This is a genomic window from Cupriavidus pauculus (assembly GCF_008693385.1).
Taxonomy (GTDB): Bacteria; Pseudomonadota; Gammaproteobacteria; order Burkholderiales; family Burkholderiaceae; genus Cupriavidus; species Cupriavidus pauculus_D.
Genome location: NZ_CP044065.1, coordinates 3536276 through 3552833, shown reverse-complemented (window position 1 = coordinate 3552833; position 16558 = coordinate 3536276). Strand labels below are relative to the sequence as shown.

Sequence of the window (16558 nt, the reverse complement as noted above, 5' to 3'; positions counted from 1 at the left end):
AGGAAAATTGTACGAACTCGCCCCCGGCGGGCACAGACCACGTAAACCATAGCCGGGTGGACCCCAATGGCTCCTGTGGCGCCCCTGTGGCGCCGCGCGTGGTGGCGCAGGGGACGGCGCGTGCGCGCGGCTCCCTATAATCCACGCATGTCCGAACTCGTACTGCGGCGCATGACTGGCGCCGACCTGGCCGGCGTGATCGCGGTGCAGGCCCAATGCTATGGCGACAGCCTGATCGAATCCGAAGCGGCGCTGGCCAGCCGCATCGCCCTCTCTCCACAAACCTGCTGGATGGCGGCACGCGCCGACGGCGAATGGCTCGGCTACCTGCTCACACATCCGTGGCCGGCGGCCTCGCTTCCGCCATGGGATGGCGTGCTCGCGCGCGGCTGGACCGCGCAGACGCCACTGGTCTGGTTCGTCCACGACATGGCGGTCGCCCCCACGGGGCGCGGCACGGGCGTCGCGATGCGGCTCTACGACGCGGCGCGCGCGGCGGCGGTGGAACAGGGATTGGAGATGTCGCGCCTGATCGCCGTGCAGTCGGCGGCGCCATGGTGGCGCAGGCTTGGGTACGCGCCGGTGGATGCGGAAGCGTCGTACGCGGCCAAACTGGCCGCATATGGCAATACGGCGGTACTCATGGAAAAGCGCCTGTCTCCCGAAGGCGACAGGCGCTTCGATACCACGGCTGCGAATTAACGCGGCAGTTCGGTGTGGCCCATCAGGAAGGCGTCCACCGAGCGCGCGGCCTGGCGGCCTTCGCGGATCGCCCACACCACGAGCGACTGGCCACGGCGCACGTCACCGGCCGCGAACACCTTCGGCACGTTGGTGTAGTACGCGCGATCGCCTTCGGTCGAGGCCTTGGCGTTCTTGCGCGCATCGGTATCGACGCCGAACGCTTCGAGCACCGAACCCACGGGGTTCGTGAAGCCCATCGCCAGCAGCACGAGGTCGGCCGGCAGCACGAACTCGCTGTCGGGCACTTCCTGCATGCGGCCATCCTTCCACTCGACGCGGCAGGCCTTCAGGGCCTTGATCTTGCCGTTCTCGCCGATGAATTCCTTCGTGGCCACGGACCAGTCGCGCGAGCAGCCTTCGTCGTGCGACGACGACGTGCGCAGCTTGATCGGCCAGTACGGCCACACCAGCGGCTTGTTCTCTTCTTCCGGCGGCTGCGGCAGCAGTTCGAACTGCGTCACGGACGCGGCGCCATGGCGGTTCGACGTACCCACGCAGTCGGAGCCCGTATCGCCGCCACCGATCACGATCACGTGCTTGCCTTCGGCGCGGATGTCGTTCAGGCCATCGCCCGCGACTTCCTTGTTCTGCGGAATCAGGAACTCCAGCGCATAGTGCACGCCATCCAGCTCGCGGCCCGGCGCCGGCAGATCGCGCGGCACTTCGGAGCCGCCGGCCAGCACCACGGCGTCGAACTGGTCCATCAGCGCCTGCGCGCTGACCGTCTCGCGGGCGTAGTTCTTGATGCCGGCCGGCAGCGCGCCGTCGGTCACCATCACGCCGGCACGGAAGGTCACGCCTTCGGCCTGCATCTGCTCGATGCGGCGGTCGATCAGCGTCTTCTCCATCTTGAAGTCGGGAATGCCGTAACGCAGCAGGCCGCCGATGCGGTCGTTCTTCTCGAACACGGTCACATCGTGGCCGGCGCGTGCCAGCTGCTGCGCGGCAGCCAGGCCCGCGGGGCCCGAACCCACCACGGCGACGGTCTTGCCGGTCTTGTGCTTCGGCACATGCGGCGCCACCCAGCCTTCTTCCCAGGCCTTGTCGATGATCGCGTGTTCGATCGACTTGATGCCCACCGGCAGTTCGTTGATGCCGAGCGTGCAGGCGGCCTCGCACGGTGCCGGGCAGATGCGGCCCGTGAACTCGGGGAAGTTGTTCGTCTGGTGCAGCACCTCGATCGCCGACTTCCAGTCCTGGCGATACACGAGGTCGTTGAAGTCGGGAATGATGTTGTTGACCGGGCAGCCGTTGTTGCAGAACGGAATGCCGCAGTCCATGCAGCGCGCACCCTGGATCTTCGCTTCGCTGTCCGACAGCGCGAACACGAATTCCTTGTAGTGCTTCACGCGCTTGACTACGGTCTCGTAGCCTTCGTTCTGGCGCGGAAATTCGAGAAAGCCAGTCGCCTTACCCATGTTGCGTCCTTGGTCTTGCTGCGCGAGGCCGGCTAGCGGACCGGCCTCGCTGTGAGGTCATCTTGTATGCGCCGCGGGCCCTGAACGGTGCCGCGGCGCGTTTCTGGTGTGGCCTGTGACGAAGCGTCAGGCTGCCACGGGCTCGCGATCGGCGTCGCGCGCGGCCTGTTCCTTCTCGAACATCTCGCCCAGCGCGCGCTTGTACTCGGTCGGGAAGACCTTGACGAACTTGCGGCGTGCCGTCGCCCAGTCGGAGAGCAGTGCCTTCGCGCGCTCGGAACCGGTGTAGCGGAAATGCTGCTCGATCAGGTTCTTCAGGATCGTCTCGTCCAGCACGCGCTCGCCGTCCACCTTGTGCCATTGCGCCTTCGGCTGGCCCTTCTCCTGATCGGCCCCGGCCAGCACGGCCTCGAGCGCGACCATCGACGTGTTGCAGCGCTTGTCGAACAGGCCGTCCTCGTCGTAGACGTAAGCGACGCCGCCCGACATGCCGGCCGCGAAGTTACGGCCCGTGCCGCCCAGCACGACGATCGTGCCGCCGGTCATGTACTCGCAACCGTGATCGCCGGTACCTTCTACGACGGCCACCGCGCCCGAGTTACGCACGGCGAAACGCTCGCCGGCCACGCCGTTGAAGAACGCCTCGCCCGCAATCGCGCCGTACAGCACCGTGTTGCCCACGATGATGTTGCGCGTGGGGTCGCCGCGGAACTCGTGCGGCGTGCGCACGATCACGCGGCCGCCCGACAGGCCCTTGCCCACGTAGTCGTTGCCGTCGCCGACCAGGTCCAGCGTGATGCCGTGCGCGAGGAACGCGCCGAACGACTGACCCGCCGTGCCCTGCAGCTGGATGTGGATCGTGTCGTCAGGCAGGCCTTCGTGGCCGTACTGCTTGGCCACCACGCCCGACAGCATCGCGCCGACGGTACGGTTCACGTTCTTGACGGGCTGGATGAACGACACGCGTTCGCCCTTGTCGATCGCGGGACGGGCCTTGGCGATCAGCACGTGGTCCAGCGCCTTGCCGGCTTCCACCGACAGGCCGTGGTCCTGCGTGTCCGTATGGAAACGCGGCACGTCGGCGGCGATCGGCGCCTGGTAGAAGATGCGGCCGAAGTCCAGGCCGCGCGCCTTCCAGTGCTCGATGCCGGCACGCGTGTCGAGCAGGTCGGCGCGGCCGATCAGCTCGTCGAACGTGCGAATGCCCAGTTGCGCCATGATCTCGCGCGCTTCTTCCGCAACGAAGAAGAAGAAGTTGACGACATGCTCGGGCTTGCCCTGGAATTTCTTGCGCAGCGCCGGATCCTGCGTGGCCACGCCCACCGGGCAGGTGTTCAGATGGCACTTGCGCATCATGATGCAGCCCTCGGCGACCAGCGGTGCCGTGGCAAAGCCGAACTCGTCCGCGCCAAGCAATGCGCCGATGACGATGTCGCGGCCCGTCTTCATCTGGCCGTCGGCCTGCACGCGGATGCGGTTGCGCAGACCGTTGAGCATCAGCGTCTGCTGCGTCTCGGCCAGGCCCAGTTCCCACGGCGTACCGGCATGCTTGATCGACGACCACGGCGATGCGCCGGTGCCGCCGTCATGGCCGGCGATCACGACGTGATCGGCCTTGGCCTTGGCAACGCCCGCGGCAATCGTACCCACGCCCACTTCGGACACGAGCTTCACCGAGATATCCGACACCGGGTTGACGTTCTTCAGGTCGTGGATCAGCTGTGCCAGATCCTCGATCGAGTAGATGTCATGGTGCGGCGGCGGCGAGATCAGGCCCACGCCCGGCACCGAGCAACGCAGCTTGCCGATGTAGTCGGACACCTTGTGGCCCGGCAGCTGGCCGCCTTCGCCCGGCTTGGCGCCCTGCGCCATCTTGATCTGGATCTGGTCGGCCGATGCCAGGTATTCGGCGGTCACGCCGAAACGGCCCGACGCCACCTGCTTGATCTTCGAGCGCAGCGAATCGCCGGCCTGCAGTTGCAGGTCGCGTTCGATCACGTTGTCGCCGAGCAGGCCCTTGAGCGTCTCGCCCTGCTTGATGGGAATGCCGCGCAGTTCGTTGCGATAGCGCTTCTCGTCCTCGCCGCCCTCGCCCGTGTTCGACTTGCCGCCGATGCGGTTCATCGCCACGGCCAGCGTGGTGTGGGCTTCGGTCGAGATCGAGCCGAGCGACATCGCGCCCGTGGCAAAACGCTTGACGATCTCCTTGGCCGGCTCCACTTCCTCGAGCGGAATCGCGCGCGCCGGGTCCACCTTGAACTCGAACAGGCCGCGCAGCGTCATGTGGCGACGGCTCTGGTCGTTGATGATGTTCGCGTATTCCTTGTACGTCTGGTACGCGCCCTTGCCGTCGTCGGCACGCACCGAGTGCTGGAGCTTGGCCACCGAATCCGGGGTCCACATATGCTCCTCGCCACGGACGCGATAGGCGTATTCGCCGCCAGTGTCGAGCATGCTCTCGAGCACGGGGTTGTTGCCGAACGCGTCGCGATGCAGACGCAGCGCCTCCTCGGCCACCTCGAAGATGCCGATGCCTTCCACGTTCGACGGCGTGCCGTGGAAATACTTCTGCACGAGCTCGCGCGACAGGCCGATGGCTTCGAAGATCTGGGCGCCCGTGTACGACATGTACGTGGAGATGCCCATCTTCGACATGACCTTGTACAGGCCCTTGCCGATCGCCTTGACGAAGTTCTTCACGGCCTTGTCCGAGGACAGGTCGCCCGACAGGCCCGAAGCCATGTCGGCCAGCGTTTCCATCGCGAGGTACGGGTGCACGGCTTCCGCGCCGTAGCCGGCCAGCAGCGCGAAGTGGTGCACTTCGCGGGCCGAACCGGTTTCGACGACCAGGCCCGTCGACGTGCGCAGGCCCTTCTCCACCAGATGGTGGTGGACGGCCGACGTGGCCAGCAGCGCGGGAATCGCCACCTGGCCGTCATCGACGCGGCGGTCGGTCACGATCAGGATGTTGTAGCCCGAGCGCACGGCATCCACGGCCTCGGCGCACAGCGACGCGAGGCGCGCCTCGATGCCTTCCTTGCCCCACTGGACCGGATAGCAGATGTTGAGCTCGTACGAACGGAACTTGCCGCCCGTGTAGTGCTCGATGTTGCGGATCTTCGCGATGTCCTTGAAGTCCAGCACGGGCTGGGACACTTCGAGGCGCATCGGCGGGTTGATGTTGTTCAGCTCGAGCAGGTTCGGCTTCGGGCCGATGAACGACACCAGCGACATGACCATGTTTTCGCGGATCGGATCGATCGGCGGGTTGGTCACCTGCGCGAACAGCTGCTTGAAGTAGTGGTACAGCGTCTTGTTCTTCGACGACAGCACGGCCAGGGGCGAGTCGTTGCCCATCGAGCCCGTGGCTTCCTCGCCCGCGATGGCCATCGGCGCCATCAGGAACTTGACGTCTTCCTGCGTGTAGCCGAACGCCTGCTGGCGGTCGAGCAGACGCGCCACCGGCTTCTTCTCGGCGGCCACGTCCTCGGCCTTCGCGTCGATCTCGTCGAGCTTGATCCGCACGGCGTCGATCCAGCTCTTGTACGGCTTGGCGTTGGCGAGGTTGTCCTTCAGTTCCTTGTCGTCGATGATGCGGCCCTGTTCCATGTCGATCAGGAACATCTTGCCCGGCTGCAGGCGCCACTTCTGCACCACGCGCGACTCGGGGAACGGCAGCACGCCGGCTTCCGACGCGAGCACGACGATATCGTCCTCGGTCACGTAGAAACGCGCGGGACGCAGGCCGTTACGGTCGAGCGTCGCGCCGATCTGGCGGCCGTCGGTGAAGCAGATGGCGGCGGGGCCGTCCCACGGCTCCATCATCGCGGCGTGGTACTCGTAGAACGCGCGGCGGTTGTCGTCCATCAGCGTGTGCTGTTCCCACGCTTCCGGAATCATCATCATCATCGCGTGGACGAGCGGATAGCCGGCCATCGTCAGCAGCTCGAGGCAGTTGTCGAACGATGCGGTATCCGACTGGCCCGGATAGATCAGCGGCCACAGCTTCGGCAGATCGTCGCCGAGCACCGGCGAGGAGATCGCGCCGGTACGCGCGTTGATCCAGTTGACGTTGCCCTTCACCGTGTTGATTTCGCCGTTGTGGGCGACCATGCGGTAAGGGTGGGCCAGCTCCCATGCGGGGAACGTGTTCGTGGAGAAGCGCTGGTGCACGAGCGCCAGCGCCGACACAGTGCGCGAGTCCTGCAGGTCCAGGTAGTACTCGCCGACCTGGTTCGCCAGCAGCAGGCCCTTGTAGACCACCGTGCGCGCCGACATCGACGGCACGAAGTATTCCTTGCCGTGCTTGAGCTTGAGCGCCTGGATCGCGTGGCTCGCGGTCTTGCGGATCACGTACAGCTTACGTTCCAGCGCGTCCGTGGTCATGATGTCGCGGCCGCGACCGATGAAGATCTGGCGGATCACGGGTTCCGTCTTGCGGACCGTCGGCGACATCGGCATGTTGCAGTCGACCGGCACATCGCGCCAGCCCAGCACGACCTGGCCTTCCAGGCGGACCGTGCGCTCGAGCTCCTGCTCGCAGGCCAGGCGGGAGGCGTGTTCCTTCGGCAGGAAGATCATGCCGACGCCGTATTCGCCGTTGGGCGGCAGCGTCACGCCCTGCTTGGCCATCTCTTCGCGATAGAACTGGTCCGGAATCTGGATCAGGATGCCCGCGCCGTCGCCCATCAGCGGGTCCGCGCCGACGGCGCCCCGGTGGTCGAGGTTCTCGAGGATCTTCAGGCCCTGGCTGACGATCTCGTGGGTCTTCTTGCCCTTGATATGCGCGACCATGCCGACGCCGCAGGCGTCCTTTTCGTTGGTCGGGTCATAGAGGCCCTGTGCCTGCGGAAGCCCGCTGGACTCGACTTCGATGGGCAGGTCGGTGGTGTGTTGCGTTTGGTCCACGGGCAGTAATCCGGTGAAGGCCGCGCTATCAGCAGGGGACCGTAGGGCTCGGCTGTCGCATCGCTTGTCAGGGAAGATCGCTCTTCAGGGCAGATGTCGGGACAGCGGTACCGCTGCGGCGTACACAAGCGTGACGCGCCGCACAATGAAATGTGGGTGGAGCAACTATATGAGAATCCCGAATGACTCGCAAAACTTATTAAATGGGGTCAGAACATAATTAAATCTGCACCATTTTTTACGGTCATTTTAATGGGGACATATTACTCGGCATCCACTTCTGCACCGACTTGCGCCACAGCACGCCTGGGCCTTCCCTTCGGCAGCGGGTGCACGCGGCGCGTCCCCTGCCGCCCCAGCTGGGCCAGAAATGCCTCGTCGCCCAACGGCCATCCACTATGGGCATGCTGCTGCAGCGTCGCGAGGGTCTTGCCGGACAGGCCTTCCGCGGTTAGCGTGCGGTAATTCGATTGGCGTTCGAACGGGGTATTGCCTAAGGCCCAGTAAAGAGAGTGATCGCTCACCAGTGGACTGGCCTCGATCCCCGCGTGGTGACGGTAGCTGCTCCACCGGTCGAGTTCGGGCGATGCGCACTCGCCGGCACGGACCGCGTTGCTTTCCGCGTAGAGCATGGCCGGGAGCAGCCAGGCCTCGGGGTCGAGCACCGCGGAGCGAAAGCGCCCTTCCCACAGCGTGCCGGTCCGCGACGCCACGCGGTTGAAGTACCGCGCATAGCGGCGGCCCACGGCCTGCATCACGAGGCTCAGCGCGTCCGGCCCCTTCGGCGTGGCGACCAGATGGACGTGGTTCGGGCGCAGGGCATAGGCGTGCACGGCCAGATCGTGCTCGCGCGCGGCCATGCGCAGGCAGTCGAGGTACTCGGCGTAGTCGTCGGGCCCCTGGAAAATGGGCTGGCGGTTGTTGCCACGCTGCAACACGTGGGCGGGAAGACCGGTCGGGGAGAGTCGGGGTAAGCGGGCCATCGGGCGGCATCAGCGGATTGGATCGCGAATGCCGCCATGATAGCCGTTCCCGCGGCTTATCCGTCCCCATTTTTTTGGGAACGGTGGGCGGCTAGTCGCTCTCGCTGACCGCGAAGATACGGCGGTGCTCGCGAATCGCGTACCGGTCCGTCATGCCGGCGATGTAGTGCGCGATCAGCCGCGGCTGATCGCCGCCGTGGCCGGCCTGGTACTGCGGCGGCAGCAGGCGCGCATCGGCCATGAATGCCGAGAACAGGTCCGACACGATGCGCTGCGCCTTCGCGGACATCCGCATCACGAGGTAATGCCGGTACAGGTGCCGGAACAGGAAGCGCTTGAGCGTGGCCGCTTCCTCGTGGACCTTCGGGCTGAACGCGACCAGCGTGCCGGCCGCGCGCACGGCGTCGATCGACTTCACGTTCGCGGCCGCGATGTTCTGCGTCGTGGTCTCGATCAGATCGACGATCAGCGTATTGATCATGCGCCGGACCGTCTCGTTGATCGCGCGGCGGCCATTGATCCCGGGGAAGGCCTTGGCCACCTCGGCGCGGTGGCGCGCCCACATCGGGACTTCATCGAGCTGGTCGAGCGTCAGCAATCCCGACCGCAGGCCATCGTCGATATCGTGGTTGTTGTACGCGATCTCGTCGGCAAGGTTGGCCAGTTGCGCCTCGAGCGAGGGCTGCGCACCCTCCAGGAAGCGGCGGCCCAGTTCCCCGAGCGCCGCCGCGTTGACGCGCGAGCAATGCTTGAGAATGCCTTCGCGCGTCTCGAACGTGAGGTTCAGGCCGTTGAAGCCGCCGTAGCGCTCCTCCAGTTCATCGACGACGAGCAGGCTCTGCAGGTTGTGCTCGAAGCCGCCATGGTTCTTCATGCAGGTATTGAGCGCGTCCTGCCCCGCATGGCCGAAAGGGGTGTGGCCAAGGTCGTGGGCCAGCGAGATCCCCTCGACGAGGTCCTCGTTGAGCCGCAGGTTACGGGCGATGGAGCGCGCGATCTGCGCCACCTCGAGGCTATGCGTGAGCCGCGTGCGGAACAGGTCGCCCTCGTGATTGACGAAGACCTGCGTCTTGTATTCGAGCCGCCGGAACGCCGTGCTGTGGATCACGCGGTCGCGATCGCGCTGGAACTCGCTGCGCGACGACGATGCGGCTTCCGCGTGCACCCGGCCGCGCGACTGCGCGGAGCGGGCGGCGTAGGGGGCGAGGTGGGATTCGAAATCGGTCATGCGGCAATCCGTGAGTCCAACATGGGGTCGGCGTTTGGGTTGCGAGGCATGGCCGTTCGGTCAGGCGACCGGCGCCTCGGTCGGGGGTTTCAACACCGCGTGACGCAGCGTGTCGCGCAGGTCCGGGTCCGGCACGGTGGTGATGAACGCCTCGCCCAGCTTCCGCAGCAGGATGAACTTGATGCTGCCGGCCTCGGCCTTCTTGTCCACCTTCATCAGTTCGATATAGCGATCGACGCCGAGGTCCGGCGCCACCACGGGCAGCATCGCCTTCTGCGTCAGCGTGCGGATGCGCGCCAGCGTTTCCACGTCGATAAAGCCTAGGCGGTGCGACAGATCGGCCGCCATCACCATGCCGCAGCCGACGGCCTCGCCGTGCAGCCACTCGCCGTAGCCCATGCCCGCTTCGATCGCATGGCCGAACGTGTGGCCGAAGTTCAGAATCGCGCGCAGGCCGCCTTCGCGCTCGTCCTGGGCCACCACGGACGCCTTGATCTCGCAGGAGCGGCGCACGGCCTCGGCCATGCGGTCCGTATCGCACGCGTTCAGCGCGTCGATATGCGTGGCGATCCATTCGAAGTATTCGGCATCGGCGATCGCACCGTGCTTGATGACCTCGGCCATGCCGGCCGCCAGTTCGCGCGGCGGCAGCGTGCGCAGCGCGTCGATATCGGCAATGACCGCGTTCGGCTGATGGAACGCGCCGATCATGTTCTTGCCGAGCGGATGGTTGATGCCCGTCTTGCCGCCCACCGACGAATCCACCTGCGCCAGCAGCGTGGTCGGCATCTGCACGAACGGCACACCGCGCATATAGGAGGCCGCGGCAAACCCGGTCATGTCGCCCACCACACCGCCGCCCAGCGCGACCAGCGTGGTCTTGCGGTCCGCCCCGGCGCGCAGCAGCGCGTCGAAGATCAGATTCAGCGTATCCCACTGCTTGAAACGCTCGCCATCGGGCAGCGTCACCACGCGCACGGTCTTGCCGAGCGACGTCAGCGCGGCCTCCACGCGCGCGGCGTAGAGCGGGCCCACCGTCTCGTTGGTGACGATGACCGCGTGCTGGCCGCGGATATGCGGCGCCAGCAGGTCGGCACGGCCAAGCAGGCCGCCGCCGATATGGATCGGGTAACTACGCGCCCCGAGGTCGACTTCAAGCGTAATCATGTGTGGGAACCCTGCACCGGTTCGTTCTCCGCGTCCTCGGATATCGCCGCGCGCGGAAACACGTAGCCGGCCATTTCAAGTTGCATGAGAACCATATTAGCAAGCTGCGCCACGGACGGCTTGCCGGTTTCGATAATGAAGTCCGCCACCTCGCGGTAGAGCGGGTCGCGCTCGGCGAACAGGGCCTCCAGCCGGGCCTTCGGATTCTCGGTCTGGAGCAGCGGACGGTTGCGGTCGTGCCGCGTACGCAGCCACAGGTCGTGCGGGCTCGCGCGCAGGTACACCACCGTGCCGTTGGCCTTCAGCGCGGCCCGGTTGGCCGGGCGCAGCACCGCGCCACCGCCCGTTGCCAGCACGATGCCCTGCCGGCTCGTCAGCTCGGCAATCGCCTGTTCCTCGCGATCGCGGAAGCCCGCCTCTCCCTCGCACTCGAAAATCACCGGAATCTTCACGCCGCAGCGCGCTTCGAGTTCGTGGTCGGAATCGAAGAACGGGTAATCGAGGCGCCGGGCCACGGTGCGGCCGACGGTCGTCTTGCCGGCGCCCATCAGGCCGACAAAATAGAGGTTCGGAGCTGCTGTCACTGTCTTTGAGGAGGCAAGTAAGCTTTGCCTCACATATAAAAAAGGCCGCGTCGATGTGACGCGGCCTGCCAGTCTACTGCATCCCACGGGTGCGGCGCACCCGCGGCGTCATTTCAGCGACACATTGTCGTTCAGGATACGCGGGGTCAGGAACACCAGCAGTTCCGTGCGATCGTCCTGCTTCGAGTTGTCGCGGAACAGGTAGCCCAGCACAGGAATGTCGCCAAGCAGCGGCACCTTGTTCGAGTTGTTCTTCAGCGTCTGCTGATAGATCCCCCCGATAACCACCGTGCCGCCGTTCTCGACCAGCACCTGCGTCTGCACGTGCTTGGTGTCGATGGCGAAACCGACCGGCGTCTGGATGCCCGGGCTGTCCTTGTTCACGTCCACTTCCAGCATCACGTTGCCTTCCGGCGTGATCTGCGGCGTCACCTCGAGCTTCAGGTTGGCCTTCTTGAAGCTGACCGCGGTCGCGCCGCTCGACGTCGATTGCTGGTACGGGAACTCGGTACCCTGCTCGATCAGCGCCTTCACGTTGTTGGCCGTGACCACGCGCGGGCTCGAGATGATCTTGCCCTTGCCGTCCGCTTCCAGCGCGGACAGTTCCAGCGCCAGGAACCGGCCCGCACCCGCGTTGAACAGGCTCACCGCCACGGACGCCGGGTTGATCGTGTTGATCGCGGCCGCCGGCAGGCTCACCGCCGGGCCGTTATCCCACGTCGCGTCCTGCGTCACCGGACTCACCACGTTGGTGTACGAGTTGCCGTAGCCCGCGCCGCTGCGCTGCGAGGCAAAGCCGAGCTTCACGCCGAGGTTGCGGCTGAACGTGTCCGACGCCTCGACGATCCGCGCCTCGATGATGACCTGGCGTACCGGAATGTCGATCTTCAGCAGGAACGACTGCACTTCCTCGAGCTTGCTGCCGATGTCCGACACGAACAGCTGGTTCGTACGCGGGTCCGCGGTGAGCGAGCCACGCTTGGACAGGATACGGTTTGCCGCCGCTCCGCCCACGCCACCCACGGCCGGTGCCGCGCCACCACCGGCACCACCCGTCGGGGCGATACCGAGCAGCATGCGGCGCACGTCGTCGGCGCGCTGGTAGTTCAGCTGGAACACCTGGCTGCGAATCGGCTCCAGTTCCACGATCTGCGCGCGCGCCTCGAGCTCGGCCTTTTCCTTCTCGGCCAGTTCGTTCTTCGGGGCGACCCACAGCACGTTGCCACTGCGGCGCGAAGCCAGGCCCTTGGCATCGAGCACGATCTGCAGCGCCTGATCCCACGGCACATCCTTGAGGCGCAGCGTCAGGTTGCCCTGCACCGATTCGCTCGTGATGATGTTGAGGCCCGTGAAGTCCGCGAACACCTGCAGCAGCGAACGGATGTCGATGTTCTGGAAGTTCAGCGACATGCGCTCGCCCCGGAAGCCCTGCCCCGAGATCAGCTTGTTGGGGTCTTCCTTGACCGGACGCACCTCGACCACGAACTGCGTGTCGGTCTGGTACGAACTGTATTCCCAGTTGCCACGCGGCTCGATCGTCAGACGCGCGTTCCCGGTCGTATCGGTCGCGCGCATCGACTGCACGGGCGAGCCGAAGTCGCTCACGTCGAAGCGGCGGCGCAGATCCGCGGGCAGCGTCGTGCCGAGGAAGTCCACCACGAGGTTCTGGCCCTGCTGCGCGATATTGATGCCCGAATCGCGCGACGACAGATCCACCACCACGCGGCCGGCATTGTCGGTACCGCGGCGGAAGTCGATGTTGCGCACGCTCGGCCGCGACGATGCCGCGGCAGCGGCTGCCGTGGCGCTCGGCGCGAACGTCGGTGCCGCCGGCTTGGTGGCCTGCGACGCGTTCTCGATCAGCACCACGAACTGGTTGCCGCGAATCTCGGTGCGGTACGGCGCGGTGCGCACGAGATCCAGCACCACGCGGGTACGGTTCCCGATCTGCATCACGTTGGCGCCCTTGAGCACCTTGCCCGCGTAGTCATACTGCGCGCGGCCCGGCGCAAAGCCGGTGTCCATCAGGTCGATGGCGATACGCGCGGGATTCTGCGTCGTGAAGTCCGCCGGCTTCTCGCGCGGCGGCGTCTGCAGGTCCACCGTGAATACGGTCTGTTCGCCAATCACGTTGGCGTCCACCTGCTTGACCTGGTTTGTCTGAGCCCATGCGGCCGGGGTGGCCAGCACGAGCGCCATCGCTGCGGCGCCCGCGAGCGCACGATACCAACGTGACGTGTTCATGCGGACCCCTCCAGCTTCAGGCTGGTCATTTTCTCTTTCCAATCTGTGACCCCTTCCCGAACCAATTCGCGCAACACGATCTCCTGATCGCTGATGCGGACCACCCGGCCATAGTTCTGGCCGAGATACTGACCCACCTTGACGTGGTGGATCTTGTTATCTACGCGTACGACACCGTAGGTCTCGCCGTTCTTTCTCATCATGCCGAGCATCTTGAAGTTCTCCAGCGGATAGTCTTCAAGCGGCTCGTGTCGCCGGCCGGCCTCCGGCGACTCGGACATCGTCTTGTTCAGCTCACCGATCTTCGTCTGCGCGAAGGGCTCCGGTGCACTGCGGCCGCCGTACTCGCGCGGCACGTACGGCGTTACGTCGGGCAATGGCTCGGGCGGCGGCACCTTCGCCGCACGCGTCTCTGCCATCCAGTGCTGCAGTTCCTCTTCCTGGCCGCCCCCGCAGCCTCCCAACGCGACAACGGTCATCGTGGCAAGCACGGCCAGCGCAAGCGCACGGCGCCCGCCCGGACCCTCGCGATCGATCGCCCCGCTCATTTGGCACCTCCGGCCTTGCCGCCCTTCTTGTTCTTGGCCGCGGCATCCGCGGCGGCGCGTCGCTGCGCGGCCTGCTCGTCCGGATCGAGCGCGCGATATGCCATCGCGATCGCTTCCATCGAGAGCACGCCGTCCTTGCCCATCGCGAGGTTGAGCCCGCGCATCGACACGATCCGCGACATGGCGGCGACGTCGGCGTTGAACTGCGCGATGTCGTGATAGCGGCCCGTGACCTTGAGGTTGACCGGAATCTCCGCGTAGTACGGCTTGACCGTCGCCGCCTGCGGCTTGAACAGTTCGAACTGCAGCCCACGCGCCACGCCCGCATGGTTCACGTCGGCGAGCAGCGCGTCCATCTCGGTCTTGTTCGGCAACTGCCGTTCCGCCAGCGCCACGCGCTTCTCGACCTCGACCTTCTGCTCGCGCAGCGCGGCGAGGTTTGCAACCTGTGCCACCTTGCTCTTGTAGGCATCGCGCAATTGCTGCTGCTCCGCCTGCTTGCGCTCGAGCTCGTCGGACTTGTCGCTCCAGTAGAACTGCCAGCCGAGCGCGAGCACCAGCACCGCCGCGAGAATCGAGAAGACGATACGCGGCGCGGTCGGCCAGGTCTCGGGTTCGTTGAGGTTCAGGCCGCGGAACTGCGTGGAGAGGTCCGTCAGCGAGAGATTCAGATTCGGATTGAATGCCATGATCAGACCTTCCCGCCCTTCGCGCCCGCGGCCGCTCCGGCACCGGTTGCCGACCCGCCCTTCTTGTCCGCCGGCGCCTCGGGCGCGCGATAGGAGAAGCGCATGGAGAAGTCGAACAGCCGGCGTTGCTCGCGCAGGTTGTTCGTCATCGTCACGGCCTTCGACTCGCCGAGTTCGGCGCGGTCGAGCCAGCCCACGAGGCTCAGGTTGCGAAGCAGCTCGGAGATGCGCTCGTTCGACTGGGCAACGCCCGTCATGACGAAGCTGTCGCCGGTCTGCTTGAGCGTGGACAGGTAGACGCCCTCCGGCACCTGGCGCACGAGTTCCTCGAGCAGCTGCACGGGCAGATTGCGCTGGGCCTGCAGGCTCTCGATCGCGCGCTGGCGGTCCAGCAGCGATTCGATATCCTTCTTCAGCGTGTTGACCTCGCTGATCTGGACATCCATCTTCGCGTTGGCCGACTTCAGCTGCTCGTTGAGCGCCACCTCGGCATCGATGCGATGGTCGATATACAGGCCGCCGATCAGCACGACGAGCGCGCCGGCACCCGCCGCGCCGCCCAGCATCGTGTAGACCTTCTTGCGCCGGGCCGCCTTGCGTGCTTCGTGATACGGCAGCAGGTTGACCGACGGGATCGTGTTCGTGGACATGCTTCGCCCCCCGGTTGGGTTATTGCAGCCCGCGCAACGCCAGTCCCGCGCTGACGATATAGGCCGGCAGGTCGCGCTGGAGATAGCGCTCGTTGACCTTGCCCGCGGTCGTCATGTTGGCGAAAGGATTGGCCAGCGTGGTCGTGATCTGCGTTTGCTGCTGGATGGCGGCCTGCACGCCGAACAGCGACGCATGGCCGCCCGACAGCAGGATCTCGTCGACCCGGCCGAGGCTCGAACTCGCGATGAAATTGCCGATGGCGCCCTGCACCTCCATCGCCAGCGCCTCGAGCGAGGGCTTGAGCAACTGGGCGCGCCAGGCTTCCGGCAGCGTGTTCTTGCGCTTCTTGATCTCCGCCTTGAGCGCGTCGAGCGTGAACATGCGCGCCGCGCTCTGCGTAAGCTGATCGCCGTAGCTGTTGAGCGGCTGCTCGTACAGCTCTTTCCAACCCTGATAGAAGATGGCCTTGGAGCGGCTGCCGCCGAGGTGCACCACGGCAATGACGGGCAGGTCCTTGGCATCGGCCTCGGTCAGCGTCTCGGACACGCCGAGCATCTGCACGATGGAGCGCTGTACGGCGTACTCCTCGACATCCATGACCTGCGGCTTCAGGCCCGCCATCTCGGCGGCCGTCACACGCTCCTGCACGCGGTCGCTGTTGGCCGCCGTCACGCGGACGCCGATGCCACCCTCGGTTTCGTTCGGACCGATGACCGCGAAGTCGAAATTGACCGCCTGCGATGGCGGATAGAGGCGATGCGCCTCCGATTCGACCTGCGAATAGAGTTCGTCCTCGGACAGGTTGTCCGGAAGACTGACCGTCTGCGATTCGGTCAGCATGGACGGCACGCCGAGGACCACGTCCTTGGTACGGATACCGGCCTTGCCGAGCGCGCGCTTGAGCGCGATGCCGACAGCCTCGATATTGATGACGTTGCCATCGGCAACGGCATTGCGGTCCAGCAATTCACTGGCGCATTTTTCCAGCCGGTAGTCGTTCCTGCCCGCACCAACGGACAGCTCGACAACCTTGACGCTGGACGACCCAATATCCACGCCGACCGTAGTCCGGCGCAGAAGACCCGACAAGATGCCCCGTCGCAAGGTGACCCCCTGACATTGAACTCGCACCCGGCATGAATGCTCTAATAGTGCGATTCTGTTTCTTGGATGAAACGTTTCTCTTTATGTTGCTGGATTCTCACAAAAAGCCGGGGCGGTGGCAATGTGGCCGTTTCAACACGCTTTCTTTTTGTGAACGCGCCTGCGAAAGCGTTGCCAAAATCCGACGCTCCCCCAGCCTCCCCTCGCCATCGTGGTGACGCCAAGTGTCCACCCCCAACGTGACATCAATCGCGTTACATGCAGATCTCAGCGGCATTACATCTTGTAAC

The 16558-nt window shown here is 65.5% G+C and carries 12 protein-coding genes; 1 reads left to right on the top strand and 11 read right to left on the bottom strand.

The features are described from left to right. The first annotated feature begins 147 nt into the window (after positions 1 to 147). Positions 148 to 702 carry a GNAT family N-acetyltransferase gene (locus tag FOB72_RS16320; protein ID WP_150373537.1) on the top strand — a complete coding sequence of 185 codons (555 nt, stop codon included), beginning with the start codon at positions 148 to 150 and terminating at the stop codon, positions 700 to 702. Here FOB72_RS16320 and FOB72_RS16315 read toward each other — a convergent pair. From FOB72_RS16315 to pilM, 11 genes are all read right to left on the bottom strand, one after another. Further along, positions 699 to 2162 carry a glutamate synthase subunit beta gene (locus tag FOB72_RS16315; protein ID WP_150373536.1) on the bottom strand — a complete coding sequence of 488 codons (1464 nt, stop codon included), beginning with the start codon at positions 2160 to 2162 and terminating at the stop codon, positions 699 to 701. The genes FOB72_RS16320 and FOB72_RS16315 overlap by 4 nt on opposite strands. Positions 2163 to 2288: 126 nt before the next feature. Next, a complete protein-coding gene (locus FOB72_RS16310) occupies positions 2289 to 6956 on the bottom strand; it encodes a glutamate synthase-related protein (protein WP_223851536.1) in 4668 nt (1555 codons plus the stop codon). A 377-nt stretch (positions 6957 to 7333) separates the two neighbouring features. Then, positions 7334 to 8053, bottom strand: coding sequence for a transposase (locus FOB72_RS16305; RefSeq protein ID WP_150373535.1), 720 nt, complete (start codon positions 8051 to 8053; stop codon positions 7334 to 7336). 91 nt (positions 8054 to 8144) lie between these two features. Then, positions 8145 to 9281 carry a deoxyguanosinetriphosphate triphosphohydrolase gene (locus FOB72_RS16300; RefSeq protein WP_150373534.1) on the bottom strand — a complete coding sequence of 379 codons (1137 nt, stop codon included), beginning with the start codon at positions 9279 to 9281 and terminating at the stop codon, positions 8145 to 8147. A 60-nt stretch (positions 9282 to 9341) separates the two neighbouring features. Continuing rightward, the gene (gene aroB, locus FOB72_RS16295) at positions 9342 to 10448 is read right to left on the bottom strand and encodes a 3-dehydroquinate synthase (protein WP_150373533.1); all 1107 of its coding nucleotides are present in this window, start codon (positions 10446 to 10448) and stop codon (positions 9342 to 9344) included. Beyond that, a complete protein-coding gene (locus FOB72_RS16290; protein WP_150373532.1) occupies positions 10445 to 11032 on the bottom strand; it encodes a shikimate kinase in 588 nt (195 codons plus the stop codon). The genes aroB and FOB72_RS16290 overlap by 4 nt, the downstream gene beginning before the upstream one ends. 108 nt (positions 11033 to 11140) lie before the next feature. Beyond that, on the bottom strand, positions 11141 to 13276 hold the full coding sequence (pilQ, locus tag FOB72_RS16285) for a type IV pilus secretin PilQ (protein WP_150373531.1): 2136 nt from the start codon (positions 13274 to 13276) through the stop codon (positions 11141 to 11143). Beyond that, positions 13273 to 13755, bottom strand: coding sequence for a pilus assembly protein PilP (locus FOB72_RS16280; RefSeq protein ID WP_150373949.1), 483 nt, complete (start codon positions 13753 to 13755; stop codon positions 13273 to 13275). Before FOB72_RS16280 ends, pilQ begins: the two co-directional genes overlap by 4 nt. Before the next feature lie 65 nt (positions 13756 to 13820). Next, on the bottom strand, positions 13821 to 14513 hold the full coding sequence (locus FOB72_RS16275; RefSeq protein ID WP_150373530.1) for a type 4a pilus biogenesis protein PilO: 693 nt from the start codon (positions 14511 to 14513) through the stop codon (positions 13821 to 13823). A gap of 2 nt (positions 14514 to 14515) precedes the next feature. Then, positions 14516 to 15163: a PilN domain-containing protein gene (locus FOB72_RS16270; protein WP_150373529.1), complete on the bottom strand. Its 648-nt coding sequence runs from the start codon at positions 15161 to 15163 to the stop codon at positions 14516 to 14518. 19 nt (positions 15164 to 15182) lie between these two features. After that, positions 15183 to 16253, bottom strand: coding sequence for a type IV pilus assembly protein PilM (pilM, locus tag FOB72_RS16265; protein ID WP_191002161.1), 1071 nt, complete (start codon positions 16251 to 16253; stop codon positions 15183 to 15185). Between the last annotated feature and the right edge of the window lie 305 nt (positions 16254 to 16558).